At 62.7% G+C, this 17,607-nt stretch carries 13 protein-coding genes; 10 read left to right on the forward strand and 3 right to left on the reverse strand.

Going from position 1 to position 17,607, the window contains the following annotated elements; genetic code table 11:
* Positions 1 to 44: 44 nt before the first annotated feature.
* Complete coding sequence (locus IGB42_RS14015; protein WP_159672647.1) at positions 45 to 2,399, reverse strand: heavy metal translocating P-type ATPase; 2,355 nt, start codon at positions 2,397 to 2,399, stop codon at positions 45 to 47.
* A gap of 79 nt (positions 2,400 to 2,478) precedes the next feature.
* Between IGB42_RS14015 and IGB42_RS14020 the strand changes: the two genes are divergently transcribed.
* From IGB42_RS14020 to IGB42_RS14030, 3 genes are all read left to right on the forward strand, one after another.
* The gene (locus tag IGB42_RS14020) at positions 2,479 to 2,832 is read left to right on the forward strand and encodes a hypothetical protein (RefSeq protein ID WP_159672649.1); all 354 of its coding nucleotides are present in this window, start codon (positions 2,479 to 2,481) and stop codon (positions 2,830 to 2,832) included.
* A gap of 105 nt (positions 2,833 to 2,937) precedes the next feature.
* Entirely contained in the window at positions 2,938 to 3,378 is a 441-nt protein-coding gene (locus IGB42_RS14025; protein ID WP_159672651.1) for a DUF411 domain-containing protein, read from the forward strand.
* A 10-nt stretch (positions 3,379 to 3,388) separates the two neighbouring features.
* The gene (locus IGB42_RS14030; protein ID WP_201799941.1) at positions 3,389 to 4,951 is read left to right on the forward strand and encodes a multicopper oxidase family protein; all 1,563 of its coding nucleotides are present in this window, start codon (positions 3,389 to 3,391) and stop codon (positions 4,949 to 4,951) included.
* A gap of 90 nt (positions 4,952 to 5,041) precedes the next feature.
* Here IGB42_RS14030 and IGB42_RS14035 read toward each other — a convergent pair whose 3' ends face one another.
* Positions 5,042 to 7,372, reverse strand: coding sequence for an extracellular solute-binding protein (locus IGB42_RS14035; RefSeq protein WP_159672653.1), 2,331 nt, complete (start codon positions 7,370 to 7,372; stop codon positions 5,042 to 5,044).
* Between the two features lie 337 nt (positions 7,373 to 7,709).
* On the opposite strand from IGB42_RS14035, the gene IGB42_RS14040 reads away from it, so the two are divergent.
* The 3 genes from IGB42_RS14040 to IGB42_RS14050 all read left to right on the forward strand — a co-directional run bounded on the left by IGB42_RS14040 (position 7,710) and on the right by IGB42_RS14050 (position 12,162).
* Complete coding sequence (locus IGB42_RS14040; protein ID WP_159672655.1) at positions 7,710 to 8,867, forward strand: nitronate monooxygenase family protein; 1,158 nt, start codon at positions 7,710 to 7,712, stop codon at positions 8,865 to 8,867.
* 92 nt (positions 8,868 to 8,959) lie between these two features.
* Positions 8,960 to 9,481 carry a hemerythrin domain-containing protein gene (locus tag IGB42_RS14045; RefSeq protein ID WP_159672657.1) on the forward strand — a complete coding sequence of 174 codons (522 nt, stop codon included), beginning with the start codon at positions 8,960 to 8,962 and terminating at the stop codon, positions 9,479 to 9,481.
* Between the two features lie 263 nt (positions 9,482 to 9,744).
* Positions 9,745 to 12,162, forward strand: a complete 2,418-nt coding sequence (locus IGB42_RS14050; RefSeq protein ID WP_159672659.1) for an EAL domain-containing protein — start codon at positions 9,745 to 9,747, stop codon at positions 12,160 to 12,162.
* 87 nt (positions 12,163 to 12,249) lie between these two features.
* Here the strand turns inward: IGB42_RS14050 and IGB42_RS14055 are convergent, their stop codons facing one another.
* Entirely contained in the window at positions 12,250 to 13,134 is an 885-nt protein-coding gene (locus IGB42_RS14055; RefSeq protein WP_159672661.1) for a hypothetical protein, read from the reverse strand.
* Positions 13,135 to 13,377: 243 nt separating this feature from the next.
* On the opposite strand from IGB42_RS14055, the gene IGB42_RS14060 reads away from it, so the two are divergent.
* The 4 genes from IGB42_RS14060 to IGB42_RS14075 all read left to right on the forward strand — a co-directional run.
* Positions 13,378 to 13,980: a peroxiredoxin gene (locus IGB42_RS14060; RefSeq protein ID WP_159672663.1), complete on the forward strand. Its 603-nt coding sequence runs from the start codon at positions 13,378 to 13,380 to the stop codon at positions 13,978 to 13,980.
* Between the two features lie 99 nt (positions 13,981 to 14,079).
* A complete protein-coding gene (locus tag IGB42_RS14065) occupies positions 14,080 to 15,777 on the forward strand; it encodes a methyl-accepting chemotaxis protein (RefSeq protein WP_159672665.1) in 1,698 nt (565 codons plus the stop codon).
* 109 nt (positions 15,778 to 15,886) lie between these two features.
* Positions 15,887 to 17,038: a cell division protein ZapE gene (zapE, locus tag IGB42_RS14070; protein ID WP_159672667.1), complete on the forward strand. Its 1,152-nt coding sequence runs from the start codon at positions 15,887 to 15,889 to the stop codon at positions 17,036 to 17,038.
* A 52-nt stretch (positions 17,039 to 17,090) separates the two neighbouring features.
* On the forward strand, positions 17,091 to 17,607 hold a 517-nt coding region (locus IGB42_RS14075), incomplete at its 3' end, for an alcohol dehydrogenase catalytic domain-containing protein (protein ID WP_159672669.1).

Here is a 17,607-nt window from a genome sequence, read left to right on the forward strand (position 1 = left end):
GGCGGGTGTACAAGCAATGCACAGGGCATCGCCCAAAAAGTGGTTCAGGGTTGCCAGCGCTTGAGCAACAGCGAGTTGCTCACCACCGATACCGAGCTTAACGCCATGGCGGCGCCGGCGATGACCGGGTCGAGCAGGCCCAGTGCCGCCAGCGGTATGCCCAGCGCGTTGTAGACGAAGGCAAAAAACAGGTTCTGGCGGATTTTCCGCAAGGTGATGCGCGACAGTGCAATGGCTTCCACCGCCGATTGCAGCTTGCCATGCATCAAGGTCACGTCCGCCGCTTCGATCGCCACGTCGCTGCCGGTATGCATGGCAAAGCTGACGTCGGCAGCAGCCAGCGCTGGCGCATCATTCACGCCATCGCCCACCATGGCGACCACCTTGCCGCTGGCGCGGGCTGCGTTCACATACGCCGCTTTGTCCTGCGGCAGCGTTTGTGCACGGTATTCGCGGATGCCGGCTTGCGCGGCGATGGCGGCGGCAGTCTGCCGGTTATCGCCGGTCAGCATCACGACCTCCACGCCTTGCGCATGCAGTGCGGCGATGGCGCCATGCGCATCCGGCCGCAGTGTGTCCGCAATGGCGATCAGGCCCAGCCACTCACCATCGCTGGCCACGCCGATCACGGTCTGCCCCTGGCTGGCCAGCCGTGCCAGCTCGGCATCCACATCGGCACGCACAGCGGCTACCCAGCCGGGTACGCCCACGCGGACAGATAAGCTGCCCAGTTGCGCCTCCACGCCTTTGCCGGGGGTCACCACAAAATCATCGGGTGCGGTCAGCGCCAGGCCGGTTTGCTGTGCGGCATCGAGGATAGCTGCCGCCAACGGGTGCTCGGAGCCCTGTTCAGCACTGGCAGCCAGTTGCAGCAATGCATTGCCGTCCGTGTCGCCCAGTGGCGAGACCCCGGTTACGCGCGGTTTGCCTTCGGTCAGCGTGCCGGTCTTGTCGATCACCAGCAGGTCGATTTTCTCCGCGCGTTCCAGCGCTGCGGCATTGCGGTACAGGATGCCGCGTTGCGCGCCTTGCCCCACGCCCACCATGACGGCGGTAGGGGTGGCGAGGCCCAGCGCGCACGGGCAGGCAATCACCAGTACCGCCACCGCATGGACCAATGCGGTGGTGGCGGATGCGGCAAGCAGCAGCGTGGCGAAGAAAGTCAGCACCGCAATCACCAGGACGATGGGCACGAATATGCCGGAAATCCGGTCGGCCAGTTGCTGGATCGGCGCCTTGCTGCCCTGTGCACTGCGCACCAGCCGCACGATCTCCGCCAGCTGCGTGTGGCTGCCGACATTTTCTGCCTGCAGCCTGAGCATGCCATCGATATTGCGGGTGCCGGCAAAGGTGCGGCTGCCGGCAGTTTTTTCCACCGGCAGGCTCTCGCCGGTCAGCAGGCTTTCGTCCACCGATGCACGGCCATCGATCACCACGCCATCTGCAGCGATGGTTTCGCCGTGGCGCACCACCACCATCTCACCGGCTTGCAGTTCGGCCAGTGGCAGCTCCAGCAACTGGCCAGCCCGTTCCACGCGGGCGGTGCGCGGTTGCAGTGCCAGCAACTGCGCGATGGCACCGGCGGTCTTGCCCTTGGCAGCCGCTTCCAGCCACTTGCCCAGCAATACCAGCGTGATGATGGCCGCACTGGCTTCAAAGTAGATGTGCTGGTGATGCAGGCCCAGCAGCGTGACGATGGCAGAAAAGCCGTATGCCATGCTGGTGCCCAGGGCGACCAGCACATCCATATTGGCCGCGCCGCCCCGCAATGCATGCCAGGCACCGCGATAGAAGCGCCATCCCAGCCAACACTGCACCGGGGTGGCCAGTGCCCATTGCCACATGCGCGGTAGCAGCTCGTGCCACCCCGCCAGCATGGCCACCATTTCCAGCAGCAGCGGCAGCGTAAACAGTGCCGCCAGCAAGAAGGCATTGCGCGCATTGCCAAGTGCGGCATCGCGCTCTGCCTGCACATCGTCGCCATCGCTGGCGATATGCGCGTCATAGCCGCTATTGCGTACCGCAGCGATCAGCGCAGCGGCTTCCACACTGCCGGCAGGGAAATGCACCTGTGCCGTTTCACTGGCCAGATTCACGCTGGCGGTCACGCCGGGCAGCCGGTTCAATACTTTTTCGATGCGCGCAGCGCAGGCGGCGCAGGTCATGCCGCTGATGGCCAGTGTTACGCTGCCTTGCGGGACCTCATAGCCGGTATTCCTGATGATATCGAGCAGCGCAGCTACGCCTGTCTGCGCCAGGTCGGTATTGATTTCGGCGGTTTCGGTCGCGAAATTGACCTGCGCGGTCACGCCGGGCTGCTTGTTGAGCTGCTTTTCGATGCGGCTGGCGCAGGCGGCGCACGTCATGCCGCTGATGGGTAAAGTGATCGCCGTGCTCATGGGCATGCCCTGTGTTGGATACCTTATGGGGGTATATTGTACCCATAGGGGGTATATTGCAAGTGCAGATCGCGGTACGATGATGACTATGCCCGCCCGCCGCATCTTGCTTCTGTTGCTGATCTGCCTGTTGCCGCTGACCCCGTTGTGGGCTGCGCAGCCGGCGGGGGCAATTCCGGCTGCGCCAGCAGTCAGCGACATGCTGCATGCGGTGAGCGCCGATATGGCGATGGATGCACACTGTGGTGACCATGCGGCAGCCCCGGCGCAAAGCAGCAACTGCAGCGTGGATTGCCATATGCACTGTGCACTGCCGCGCACGCTGGCGCTGATGGTGCTGCCAGCCTGGCCGGCCGCGATACCGCAGGCCGCGCTGCCGCGTGCTTATTCCGATCCTGACCTTGCCTTGCCGATCAAGCCGCCCACCGGCTGAGCAGCCAACGATCCAGTCCGTTTTCCAGATCAATATCACGCGATGATGTGCCCGCGGCTGCCTGCTGCAGCCGGGCGGCGCACGCGTGCAAGGCAAGGAATCATCATGCGCATTTCCCTCATTACCGCCTGCCTGCTGCTGGCGGCGCACACTGCCATGGCCGCGGTGCCCGCCACGGTTTACAAAAGCCCCACCTGCGGTTGCTGCCAGGAGTACGTGAGCTACCTTGAAAAACAGGGCTACACGGTGACTGCCATCAACAGCGATGACATGGACGGCGTGAAAAAGCGTTTCGGCTCCACATCGCTTGCCAGTTGCCACACTACGTTGATCGGCGGCTACACCATAGAGGGCCACGTGCCGGTAGCCGCAATCAGCAAGCTGCTCAAGGACAAACCCAAAATCCGCGGTATTGCCGTACCGGGCATGCCGGCCAATTCGCCGGGCATGGGGCCGGAGGTGAAGGGCACGCTCAAGGTCTATGAGCTCGCCAGCAACATCGATCCGACCAAGCCTACAGCGCCCAAGCTGTTCTCGGTTGAATAAGGGAGGCCCTGTGGAACAACGTTATCTGGAAAGGCGTTATTTCCTGTCTGCCACGCTGGCCGCCGCCGGCCTTGCCGTGTTTGCCCCGCGTGCACTGGCCGCAGCGATGGATGCGGCGATGGATGCGGCCATGGACGACGAACACGCAGGCCACGATATGTCAGGTCACGACATGGGCGGCGCGGCAGCCAAGCCCGCTGCGGCTGGCCTGCCCACCGCGCCCGATGGTCTGGCCCTGTTGCCGGTCAGCGCATGGCCGGCCGGTGCTGCTTTGCGGGCATTGCCGCTGTTGACCAACACGGCTGCGGCAGGCAGTTTTGCGGCCACGCTCGGCGCCGCGCCGGCGCGGCCAGCGCTGGTGCAGGGCAAGGTGACGGAGGTATGGGCGTACAACGGCACCAGCCCCGGCCCGCTGATCGAAGCGCGCGAGGGCGATACGGTGGAAATCCGCTTCCGCAATGGACTACCCCAGCCGACAACCGTGCACTGGCACGGCCTGCCGGTACCGGCCGATCAGGATGGTGGCCCGCACACGCCAGTGGCGCCGGGGGCAGAGCGCATCTACCGCTTCGTGTTGCCCAAGGGTTGTGCGGGCACCTACTGGTATCACCCGCACCCGCACGACCATACGCCGGAGCAGATATTCCGCGGGCTGGCCGGCGCGTTCATCGTGCGTGCCGCCGATGATCCGCTGGCGGGCATTCCGGAGCAGCATTTGTTCATCAGCGACCTGAAACTCGCTGCAGACGCCAGCATTCCGCTCAATGGCGCGGATGACTGGATGGATGGGCGGGAAGGGCAGTTCGTACTGATCAACGGGCAGCGCGAGCCGCGTATCAGCGTGGCGGGCACGCAGCGCTGGCGCATCTGGAACGCGTGCAGTGCGCGCTACCTGCGCATCAGCCTGGCAGGGGGGCACATGCACCAGGTGGGTACCGATGGCGGCTTGCTGGAGGCCCCGCTGGCCATCGATGAACTGTTGCTGGCGCCGGCCGAACGTGCCGAGCTGATCGTCAGTGGTACGGGGGAGGGCAAGCTCATGGCGCTGCGTTACGACAGGCAGAAAATGGGCGCTGCCCCGGCCGAGGCAGACCGGTTGCTCGCCAGCGTGTCGTTCACGGCGGGCAAGGCGGTGGCCTTGCCGAAGTCGCTGCGCCGCATCGCGGACCTGGGCAAACCCCAAGCCAGCAAGCGGGTGGTATTCAGCGAAACCATGAGCATGGCCGGCGGCAAGCACCAGATGGCATTCCTGATCAATGGCAAGGCGTTCGACATGCACCGGGCCGATTGGCAAAGCCGGCGTGGCGAGGTCGAGCTGTGGGAGCTGGTCAACGACAGCCATATGGATCACCCCTGCCACCTGCACGGCACACAGTTCCAGGTGGTGGAGCGGGTGAGGGGTGGCAAGGCGGTGCGCGAGCCTTTCCGCGCATGGCGCGATACCGTCAACCTGCGGCCGGGTGAAACGGTGCGGGTAAAGCTGCGCTTTGCCCATGCCGGCCTCTACATGGCGCATTGCCACGTGATCGAGCATGAAGCACAGGGCATGATGGCGCTGGTGAAGGTGGTGTGATCCTGCTGCACTGATCGCTGTCGCAGCAAACAGCAAGGCCACCCGCAGGGGTGGCCTTGCTGTTCAGGTGGAGTAAACCGTCAGCGTTGTTTATTGCTGCTTGCGTGCTACATCTGCCAGCTTGCGCGCTGCATCTGCGGCGCTCATGTGGTCATTGCCCCAGTACTGGCCGATCACATCGAAGAAGCCGACACGGGTTTCTTCCTGCACCGCCATATTGTGTGCCCACGACGGCACCAGCACGTTCTTGCTGGCGGCGCGCGTAAAGTCCTGCGCCGATTGCTTGGCGTAGGCATCGTAGCGGCCCATGGGGGTATCGGTGCGTGCTGGAATGTTACCCTTGTACAGGTTGAACGCTTCCTGTCCGTCCTGGCTCATGAGCAGCGTCACGAAATCACGCTGCGCATCGATCATCTTCGGGTCGGACAGCTTGAACATGGTCAGCGTGTCGGCCGCGAACGAGAAATCGCCCGCCTGCGTCGGCGCCGGCCAGCAGTAGTAGTCCGTCCCCTGCGATTTGCCGGCCTGCACGAATTCGGCCTTGGCCCAGTCGCCCATCAGCTGCATGGCGGCGCGGCCGTTGATCACGTCGGCAGTGGCCAGGTTCCAGTCGCGGCCCACGGTATCGACCGAGGAGTACGGCTTGAGCTTTTTCAGGAGTTCCAGCGCGCGGATCATGGTGGCGCCGGTCAGCACCGATTGATCCAGCTTGCTGAATGCTGCGCGGTAGAAGTCGGCACCCATGCTCACGGTAATGGCTTCGAAGGTGGTGGCCACGATCCAGCTCTGTTCGCTGTGCGCCAGCATCGGGATGCCGGCCTGGCGGAAGCGCTCTGCCAGCGCAAAGAATTCATCCCAGGTATTGGGCTGCTTGCCGCCGATGCGGTTTACCAACTGCGCATTCACCCACAGCATATTGGTACGGGCCACACCCAGCGGCACCGCCACGTATTTGCCATTGGCCTGGATCATCTTGTCGAACACTTCCGGCAGCAGGCTGGACCAGCGTTGTTCGCGTGCCAGATCGGTCAGGTCTGCACAGACACCTTCCTTCGCCCAGTTCTGGATTTTCACGCCGCCGATGGCCGCTGCCGTCGGCGGGTTGCCCGCCATCACGCGGCTCTTGAGCGAGGTCATCGGGTCGCCGCTGCCGGCGCCGGCATCCATCCAGTGGTGGCCCTGGTCGTTCAGGCGCTTTTTCAGCTCGAACACCGCCTTGGCTTCACTGGACGACAACCACCAGTGCAACACTTCGATATCGGCCAGCTTGAACTTGCCCATGATGTCGAGCAGGCGTTCAGCCTGTTCATCCAGGTGGGCCAGTGTTTGCGTGGACTGGCGCAGCGCCGAATCGGATGCCTGCACCATGCCGCTGACCTGTTCTGCAGTGTGTGCCATGGCAGTGGTGGCCGACGATTGCTCGTTGGTGGCATCGGCAATCTGCCGTACCACGTTCACCACGTGATTCATGCGCTCGCTGATACCCAGGATATGGCTGCGCGCGTCTTCGGCCTTTTCCACGCTTTCATTCACGCGTGCTGCCGTGTAGCTCATGTTTTCCACCGCGGATTCGGTCTCGCGCCCGACTGTTTCAATGCGGTGTGCGATGTCGATAGTGGCTTGCGAGGTGCGCTCGGCCAGCTTGCGTACTTCATCGGCCACCACCGCAAAGCCGCGGCCCTGCTCGCCAGCACGCGCCGCTTCGATGGCGGCGTTGAGCGCCAGCAGATTGGTCTGGCCGGCAATGTCCTTGATCACGCCGACGATGCTGCCGATTTCCTGCGAACTCTTGGAGAGGCCATCCATGGTCTGGCCCATGGTCTGCATGGCTTCGGATACCAGGCCGACCTCCTCGGAAACGCGGCTGACCGCATCGGCACTGTTGCTGGAGAGTTGGCGGGTTTCAGATACCGCGCTATCCACATCGCGGGCGTTATCGGCAATGTGGTTGATGCTGACGGTGATTTCTTCCACCGTGGCAGCGCTGGATGCCGCGTAGTCGGACTGGGTACGCGTGTCCTTGGAGATCTGCGCGGTTACGCGGGTGAGTTCGTGCAGGTTGATCGCCAAGCCTTCGGTTTCACGTTGTGCCTCGCGGAACACCGCCTGCTGGCGGGCAATGAAATCATTGATGGCGCCGGCAGCCTCGCCGATTTCATCGCTGCCGACGGGCAGGCGCACCGAGAGGTCGCTGCCCTCGCGTGCCAGCTGGCGCATGGTGTCGCGCAGCAGTTCAATGGGCCTGATCGCGCCGTTGATGGCGAACAGCAGTGCGCCAAGAATGGCAGCAAGGCTGACAAAGCCGATCAGGATGGCCACGCCGATGGATTTCGGATCGTAGGCGATATAGCCGAGTGTTGCGGCAAAGCCGACGATATTGGCCGCACAAGCTGTGCCAAGTATCCGGGTACGAATCGACATCTTGGGGGTCCTCCGAGCGGGGCCGGTATTTTTAAAACAGTCGATTGATTGTACAGCTGAAAGCAGAAAACTTACGTGCCGATCATCGCTGTTTGTGTATGGATGCAATATCAATGTGCATACGGGTTTCCAGCACAATATAGAACAAAGGCGAAAACGACGCCCATTGCTTGCGGCCCTATTGGTGTTTTTATTTACTGCCCGCAGCGGCGGCTGGCAGCGCTTTCGGCGCAGTTGCCACGTTACCGGGGTAATACGCATGCAGCTTGATCTGGCGCAAGGTGCGAGTGTGTGCCTGCCGCCACAATGGCGCGGATTCGTTCATCCGGAGCCACGCATGCAGCACGCTTTCAAACCACTGTTGATCCGCGGGCGTTCGCTGCTGCCAGTGGTGCAAGGCGGCATGGGTGTGGGTATCTCCGCACACCGGCTGGCTGGCAGCGTTGCCGCGCTGGGCGCGGTAGGAACCATCGCCTCCATCGATTTGCGCCATCACCATGCAGACCTGCTGGCGCGCTCCAGGGCCAGCCGCGATCAGGCGGAGCTGGATGCACTCAATTTCGAGGCACTGCACCGCGAGATTGTTGCTGCAAAGCAACAAGCGGGGGACCGGGGCATGGTGGCAGTCAATGTGATGCGCGCGGTCGAGGCGTATACCGGCTACGTGCGCCAGGCCTGCCGCTCCAGCGCGGATGCCATCGTGATGGGCGCCGGCCTGCCGCTGGATCTGCCCGAGCTGACCGCCGATTACCCGGATGTGGCGCTAATCCCCATCCTGTCCGATGCACGCGGTATCGCCTTGTTGTTGAAAAAATGGCTACGCAAGGGTCGGGTGCCAGATGCCATCGTGATCGAGCACCCGCGCTATGCGGGCGGGCATCTGGGCGCGGCCAGCGTGGCGGCGCTGGACGATGCGCGTTTCGATTTCGCCCAAGTACTGGAGCAGACGCATGCGCTGTTTGCCGAGCTAGCCATTGCGCCGGTGCCGCTGATCGTTGCCGGTGGCATCCATAGCCACGAGCAGGTGGCGCACTGGCTGGCACACGGCGCCAGCGCGGTACAACTGGGTACGGCATTCGCGGTGAGTGAGGAAGGCGATGCACACCCGGCCTTCAAGGCGGTGCTGGCCGGTGCGCAAGCGGAAGACACGGTGGAGTTCATCAGCGTGGCCGGCTTGCCGGCACGCGCCGTGATTACCCCATGGCTGAAGAACTATCTGCAGCGCGAAGCCCGTTTACAGGGCAATGCCAAGGCAGATCCGGCGCGCTGCACGCAGGCGCTCAATTGCCTGGCGCAATGCGGGCTGCGTGACGGCAACGCCAGGGTGGGTCAGTTCTGCATCGATCTCAAGCTGGCAGCGGCATTGCGTGGCGAGGTCGGCAAGGGGCTGTTTTTCCGCGGCGCTTCCGTGCTGCCATTCGGCAACGCCATCCGCCCGGTGCGTGAGCTGATCGATTACCTGTTGAGCGGGCGCATGCCGCAATTGGCGGGCTGATCCGGCGTCAACAGCCGCGCCCGCTGGCGCTGCCCGGCAGCCATGTTTGGCCACAGTGCACTACGCGTTGCCGGAACGGGTAAAGTGCTCGCATGGGCACTGATTTCTTCAAGCCGGCTGCTGCCGGTTTCGAATCCCCGCTGGAACTGTTGCTGGCCTGCCATGAGCGCATCCGCCGGTTTGCCGGGCTGCTCGTCAGGCTGGGGCCGCATCTGGCCTTGCATGGCAGCGACGCGCAGGCGCAAGAAGCCGCGCGCAGCGTGCTGCGTTACTTCGATGTGGCCGCACCACTGCACCACCAGGATGAAGACGATGATCTGTTCCCCGCGCTGCAACGGCGGGGGGACGCGGCACTGCGCAGCGTGCTGGTCATGCTGGCGCTCGAACATGATGCGCTATCCATCGGCTGGCAGCAGCTCAGGCCGTGTGTGATGGCTGTCGCTGCTGGTGATCCTGCTGTTTGGCCGGACGGGCAAGCGGCTGCTTTTGCCCGGTGCTACTGCCGGCATGTGGATCAGGAAGAAACTTCTGTGTATCCATTAGCGCCACTTCTGCTCGATCAGGCTACATTGGATGTACTGGGCGCGTGCATGGCGCGCCGTCGCCACGGTTGATGTCCAGCCGTTTTTACAAAAAATCTTGCGAATTTTGAAAGCATTTCCGGAGCAATTTGGTTATGCTGTGCGTTTTGCGCCATCTATGGTGCAAGTGGCGTCAGTATTGGGTATGCATCATGCATTTACCATGATGCACACAGATTCGATACAGCAATCACCTTACGATTTGTGCCAGCCGAATTCGCCGTTTATGCTCAAGTTCAAAGTTTAATAATATATCGCCCACTATCGTGTTATCGCATCTGGCCAGCCGCTTTCAGTTGTTCTACCAAGCCAACAGACTGGCCTGGCGTCTGGTTGCGGCCGTCGTTGGCGTGAGTTTCATCGTGACGCTGTCGTTGACGGCGTTCCTGGTGCGCCAGGAATACCAGCGCAGCCTGACGCAGATCAGCACGGATCTGGATACGCTGGCGCGCAGTGTCACCCCGCAACTGGGGTCCAACCTGTGGCTGGTCAATACCGAAGCGGTACGCACCCAGCTCAATTCGCTGCTGCAGACCAAGGCCGTCAACTGGGTGGAGCTGATCGAGCCCGATGGTTCGCACTATTCGGTGGGCGCGCTGAGCGGCGACCCGAAAAATGCCATCACCAAGACGTTCCCGGTCAATTACATGCATCCGCTGACCGGCAAGGCGGTGCGGCTGGGTGAACTGCGACTGGTGAACACGCTCGATGGCCTTGAATCACAGCTCTATACGCAGGTCACGCGCATGCTGCTGTTGCTGGGCTCGGGCATGGCAGCATCCGCATTGTGTTTCCTTTGGCTGTATCACCGGCTGATTGCCCGCCATCTCAGCCACATTGCCGATTACACGCGTGGTTTCAACTATGAGCGCCTATCCGCACCGCTGGATCTGGCGCGCGGTGATTCCGGCCAGGACGAACTGCAGGTACTGACCGATGCGTTCAATGCCATGCGCCTCAACCTGCAGAAAGGCATCGATGAGAAGGATGCCGCGCAGCGTGAGTTGTTTCAGGAAAAAGAACTGGCCGAAGTCACGCTGATTTCGGTGGCCGATGCCATCGTTACCACCACCGCCTCCGGGCATATTAAGCTGCTGAACCCGGCGGCGGAACGATTGATCGGCTGGAGCTTTGCCGAGGCCAAGGGCCTGCCGATCGGCGAGGTGGTGATCACCCAGGCGGATTCGGACGGCCCGCGCCTGTCACGTCTGCTGCAGATTGCGCAAACCGCCGGCAAGCGCCAGCAGCGCGAGAAAGCCACGCTGATCAGCCGCAGTGGCGAGCGTTTCATGGTGGAAATCGCCATCGCGCCCATCAGCGATTGGGACGGCAACCGCATCGGCTACGTGGTGGCATTGCATGATATCAGTGCGGCCGAAGCGCTGACCGCGCGGCTGGCTTATCAGGCCACGCACGACGAGCTGACCGGCCTGACCAACCGCCGCGGCTTCATGAGCGCACTGGTGCAGGCCAATGATGCGGTGAAGCAGAGCGGTGCACGCCGCATGCTGATGCAGCTGGATCTGGATCAGTTCAAGCTCGTCAACGATACCTGCGGCCACCAGGCTGGCGACGAACTGCTGCGTCAGCTGGCGCGGCTGCTGATCGACATGCTGCCGGAAAATGCACTGGTAGGCCGTCTGGGTGGCGATGAATTCGGTGTGCTGTTGGCGGATCTGGACGAGGCCGAAGCCCAGGTGGTGGCGATGCAGATGCTGGTGTCGCTGGAACAATACCGCTTCGTGTGGCAAGACCGGCCGTTTACCGTTACCGGCAGCCTGGGCCTGGTGCGCATGGATCAGGAATGCGCGACGCCGCAAGAAGCGATGAGCCGCGCCGACGTGGCGTGCTTTGCCGCCAAGGATGCCGGCCGCAACCGTTTTGCCTGGTATCGCGGCGGCGAGGAAGACCTGCAGGGCCGCCACAACGAGTTGCAGCTGCTGGCCACCTTGCGCCAGGCCGCCGAGACCAACCGCTTCAAGTTGCATTACCAGCCCATCGTGCCGACACTGGGGCCGCACCAGGTGCCGCATTACGAAGTGCTGCTGCGGCTGGAAGACGAGCAGGGCCGGCTGATTTCGCCGGGGGCGTTCATCCCTGCGGCAGAGCGCTACGACATGATGGCCACCATCGACCGCTGGGTGGTTTCGCACGTGCTGGATGAATTGTCGCTGCGCCAGTCGCGCGGTGAAGTATTGCCCGAGCTGTCGATCAACCTGTCGGGCAAATCGCTGAACCGCCAGACGCTGGCCTTCGTGCTGGAACAGCTGGAAGAAAAGCCGCTGCCATCCGACCGCATCTGTTTTGAAATCACCGAAACCAGTGCCATTGCCAATATCAAGGAATCGGCATTGTTCATCGAGGCATTGCGCGCACGTGGCTGCCGCTTTGCGCTGGATGACTTCGGCAGCGGCTTCTCGTCGTTCACCTATCTGAAGAGCCTGCCGGTGGACTACCTGAAAATCGACGGCAGCCTGATCCGCGACGTTGCCGAAGATGATGTCAGCCGGCAGATGGTACTGGCGGTCAACCGCATCGCCCACGCCATGGGCCGCAAGACCATAGCCGAATACGTGGAAAACGCCGCCATCGTCACCGTGCTGCAGGAAATCGGCGTGGATTACCTGCAGGGCTACCATATCGGCCGGCCGGAACCGGCATTCGATCACGTGATGCAGGCGGACGTGGCCGAGTTCAAACTGAGCGGTGACTGAGCGCTAGCAGCAGGCGCGCTGTACAGGCCACCCAGATGACAACGGCCGCAATTGCGGCCGTTATTGCATCCGGTGCGCGGCCCCGGGTCAGTTCAGCCGGTTCCAGTTGGCGGTACGGGTATTGAAGAAACCCGATTCCTTGTACGCGCGTTCGATCACGCCGCGCTCGCGCAGGATGGACAAGCCTTTCTCCAGTGCCAGCGCTGCTTCCTTGCCTGCGGGGGCGAGCTTGCTCACGAACAGGTGCCGGCTGCCCTGCAGGCCGACCTTCACGTTGGGGATGGGGACGAACTTGTGACCACCCGCTTCCAGCGACATGTCCGGTGTGGGCTGGAACGGCGCCAGCAACACGTCGGCGCGGTGCTTCACCACCATGCCCACCATCGAATCCCAGCTTTGCGTTTTCAGTACCTGGCCAAATTTCAGGCTATCGAGCGTGGTGACATCCGGTTTCCAGCTTTCTGCCACCACGGCGGTCAGCTGCTGCACCTGCGCCAGCGTGCGTGCGGCAATTGCCTTGCTGTTGTCCGGCGTGGTGTAAAGCCCTGCCTCGAATTCACCCTGGCGGATCAGTGGCGGGCTGATGAATACCTTGTCCTCGATCGGCTTCAGATCGACCAGCCAGGCGGTATTGCCACCGATGGTGGCATTACCGGAAAGGATTTCCTTCAGATAACGGCTGTAGGAGTCGCTGCTGTTATCCACCTTGACGAGCTTCACCTGGCGTTTGAGTCCGCCCAGCGCCAGCGCCTGTTGTACCAGCACCAGCTCGGCCACATCGCGGCGCGCACCTTCGCCGTCAAAGCGGGTCAGCGTGAGCGGATCGCGCTTGCCGATGAACTGCAGATAATCGTTATAGACATCCTGCTGGGTGAGAATGGTGATTGCTTCGTCGGTGGCAAATGCTGCCGGAGACAGCAGGCCTGCTGCCAGCACCGCCAGTATCGCGCGACGGGTCATCGGGACGTTCATCGGGATCTCCTCCATGCATCTTGTTTTTGGACTTCAGCCCTTATCATGGCAAGGCTTACAGTGCGAGGCAATCGTTACCTTACGGTTTTTCACACCATTCGTCATTCCGGGCCACATCAGCGGTGCGGGCGAATAGTTTTACCCTATTGCCCGGATGAAGTTTCCCGATTTGACGCTTTGCAGCACCGCGGCTATCTTTTGTGAGCTCAGAATTGCCACCCAGATTCATCCAAGGAGAATCCCATGTCCGTACTCGTGAACAAACAGGTCCCTGATTTCAACGCCGCTGCCGTGTTGGGCTCGGGCGATATCGTCGATAACTTCTCGTTCTCCGCTGCGACCAAGGGCAAATATGCGGTGGTGTTCTTCTATCCGCTGGACTTCACCTTCGTGTGCCCGTCCGAACTGATCGCGTTTGACCACCGCCTGGCCGAATTCAAATCGCGCAATGTGGAAGTGATCGGCGTGTCGATCGACAGCCAGTTCACCCACAGCGCATGGCGCAACACCCCGGTGGAAAAAGGCGGTATCGGCCCTGTCGGCTACACGCTGGTTGCCGACATCAAGCACGAAGTCGTCAAGGCATTCGACGTCGAGCACGCTGATGGCGTGGCACTGCGCGGCACCTTCCTGATCGACAAGAACGGCGTGGTACAGCACCAGGTGATCAACAACCTGCCGCTGGGTCGTGATATCGACGAGCTGCTGCGCGTGGTTGATGCACTGCAATTCACCGAAGAACACGGTGAAGTGTGCCCGGCCGGCTGGACCAAGGGCAAGAAGGGCATGAAAGCTGATGCAGCAGGCGTTGCCGAATACCTGGCTGCAGAAGCTGCCAGCCTGTAATACCGGTCGCGCTGCGATTGAATGGAACCGCCGGCTTGCCGGCGGTTTTCTTTTGCGCGGCTGATTTGTGGTGCCTGTCCGCCGGTTGGCTGTCCGGTCATGAAACGCAGCGGTTTCAGGCTCTTGGTGATCTATGCTGGCAAGGATGGCTGCACTGCGGCCACTGCAGATGCCGAGGCCGCCATGACCATTTCCCGCAAGTTGATCATCTCCTACGCGCTGATGGTGCTGTTTGCCGCCATCATGGGCATTGTCGGGATCGTCGCGTTGTCCAGGCTGCACGAGGCCGCCGCGGGGGTGACCGGCAACGCCTTGCCCAGCGTGCAGAATTCGCTGTCCATGCGCGCGGATGTGCTCGATTTCCGCAACCGCGAAACGCAGTTGCTGGTGGCGAAGAACGCCGAGGAAATCCAGGAAACACTCAAGCGCCAGCAGCAGAATGTCGACGACCTTGCCAAACACGAGGGTGCGTATGCGGCGTTGATCAATTCGCCGGAAGAGCGCGCGCTGTTCGATGCGTACACCGCAGCCAAGGCACAGTACTTTGCCGCCAACCAGGCATTCCGCGCACTGGTGGAGGCCGGCAAGGGCGACGAGGCGCTCGCATACTTCCGTAGCGATGGCCGCAAGGCATTCCGCAACTATCTGCCGGCCATCGACAAGATCGTCGAGATGAATGCACAGGAGGCAGCCAACGGCAGCGAGGCTGCGCATGCGGCGTTCAGCAGCGGCCGTACGCACATGATCCTGTGGTCGGCATTGATCCTGCTGGCCAGCATCGGTCTCGCGTGCTGGCTGATTCCCGCCATCGTGCGGCCGCTGTCGCGCATGCAGGCCACCATTGTCGAGATCGGCAGTCACCTTGATTTCACCCGCCGCGTGGATGTGCGTGGCAAAGACGAAATCGGCCTGACCGTGGGCGCGTTCAACCAGCTGGTTGATTCGGTGCAGCAAGCGTTACGCGGCATCATCGGTGCATCCAGCGAGTTATCCACCTTGTCGTGCAACCTGGCCGTGTCGTCGGCGCGGGTATCGGATGATTCGGCGCGGCAAAGTGAGGCATCCAGCGCCATGGCGGCGGCGGTAGAACAATTGACCACCAGCATCGCGCAGGTATCCGACAGTGCCAGCGAGGCACTGAAGATTTCCGGAGAGGCCGATCAGCACGCGCAGCACGGTGGCCGGGTGATCCAGGATGCGGTGACAGAAATGGCATCGATTGCCGGCACCATCCACGACGTTGCCGCCACCATAGAGCGGCTGGGTGTGCAGTCGGACGAAATCACCAGCATCGTGCAGGTGATCCGCGATGTGGCCGACCAGACCAATCTGCTGGCGCTCAATGCCGCCATCGAAGCGGCGCGTGCCGGCGAGCAGGGGCGCGGCTTCGCGGTAGTGGCGGACGAAGTGCGCAAGCTGGCGGAGCGTACCAGTGGCGCCACGCGGGAGATTACCGCCAAGATCGGCGCAATCCAGCAGGCATCGCGTGAAGCGGTCGGCGGCATGTCCGGCGCGGTGGCGCGTGTGAACCACGGCGTGGACCTGGCAGGCGAGGCCGGCAAATCGGTGTTGGAAATCACCAGCGGTGCACGGCGGGTGGAAACGGAAATCCACAGCATTGCCGATGCGCTCAAGGAGCAGAGCGAGGCCAGCCATTTGCTGGCGGGCAATGTCGAGAAAATATCGCAGATGTCGGAAGAAAACAGCCAGATCGCCGGCGAGACCACCCATCTGGCCAAGGCGCTGCAAAACCTGGCCGATGGCATGCGCAGCACGGTAGGCCGCTTTGCTACCTGACCACGCTGCCTGCCGGGATCGTTGCTGCCGCGCTGCCCACGCAGGGCCGGCAGCAGCGCGGTGGGCGGCTGCGGCATAATGGGCGTCTTTCCATTCCGGCCGTTCCTTCATGTCCCAGCACCAGATCATGCCGCCGCCCAGCGGCGTCAGCCCCGCCAACTGGTATCAGCAACTGGCCGGGCAACAGGGCTTCATTGCCGATGCGGCGCAGGCGGCGGCAATCGATCACCTTGAAGTGCTTTGGCAGCAACTAGTGGAGTTCAAGCGCAAGCGCAACCGCTGGTTCGGCCGCAGCCTGCTGCCGCAGCCGGAGCTGCCGCGCGGCTTGTGGCTATGGGGCGGTGTGGGGCGCGGCAAGAGCTTCCTGATGGATGCATTCTTTGCCGGGCTGCCCTACCTGCGCAAGAAGCGTCTGCATTTCCATCATTTCATGCAGGAAATCCATGCCGACCTGCGCAAACAGGCTGGTAGCGACGATCCGCTGGCAAAAGTCGCCGAGAAATGGGCCAGATCGGTCCGTGTGCTGTGCTTCGATGAATTCCACGTTTCCGACATCGCCGATGCAATGATCCTGGGCCGCCTGATGGAGCAACTGTTTGCGCGCGGCGTGGTGCTGGTGGCCACCAGCAACTACGCGCCGGATAACCTCTACCCCAATGGCCTGCAGCGCGAGAACTTCCTGCCGACCATTGCGCTGCTGAATGCAAAAATGGATGTGCTGACCGTGGATGGCGGCCAGGATTACCGGCTGCGCACGCTGACGGCCGCGCGTACCTTCCTCACGCCGCTGGCGGTGGATCACAAGCCGGAACTCACGCGACTGTTCGACGCCATCGCTACCGGCAAGGACCTGTCGCGCTCGCTCCTGATCGAGGGGCGCAAGGTCAACGCGCTGCGGCATGCACCCGGCGTGGTGTGGTTCGAGTTTGCGGTGCTGTGCGGTGATGGCCGTGGCCAGGCCGATTACCTGGAACTGGCCCGCCGCTACCACACGGTGATCGTCACCGGCGTGCCACGGCTGACCGCGGCGCAATCGAATCTGGCGCGGCGTTTCACCTGGCTGGTGGATGTGTTCTACGACCACCGCGTGAAGCTGATCCTGACCGCCGATGCGCCGGCCGAGCAGCTGTATACCGAAGGCCCGCAAGCGCAAGAGTTTTTCCGCACCGCCAGCCGCCTGACCGAGATGCAGTCGAAGGAATACCTGGCGCTGCCGCACCAGTCGATCGACGATGCGATGGCCGGCGTGACGGAAACCTGATCGCCCGAAACCTGCCACCCCAACGTTCAACGCACTCATCACGGAGCCTCCCATGCATGCGATAGACGTCACCACGCAGGGTCTGCAACTGGCCGAAGCGCCAACGCCGCAAGCGGGCCCCGGGCAATTGCTGGTGCAGGTGCGCGCTGCCGGCGTGAACCGCGCGGACCTGATGCAGGCCGCAGGCAGCTACCCGCCTCCGGCGGGTGAATCGACCATCCTCGGGCTGGAGATCGCTGGCGAAGTGGTGGCAATCGGGCCCGGCGTCAGTGATTTTGCCGTCGGCGATGCGGTATTCGGTCTGGTCGGCGGTGGCGGCTACGCACAGTACTGCGTGCTGGATGCCGCATTGGCGATCAACAAGCCCGCCAGCCTGCCGTTCGCGCAGGCCGCCGCGCTGCCCGAGGCCTGGATGACCGCATGGTTCAATCTGGTCACGCTGGGGGCGCTACAGGCGGGACAGCGCGCGCTGATCCATGCGGGTGCCAGCGGCGTGGGTTCGGTGGCTATCCAGCTGGCCCATCATCTGGGCGCGCGGGTGGCCGCCACGGTGGGCAGTGCAGCCAAGG

It is taken from the genome of Andreprevotia sp. IGB-42, assembly GCF_009848685.1.
GTDB lineage: Bacteria > Pseudomonadota > Gammaproteobacteria > Burkholderiales > Chitinibacteraceae > Andreprevotia.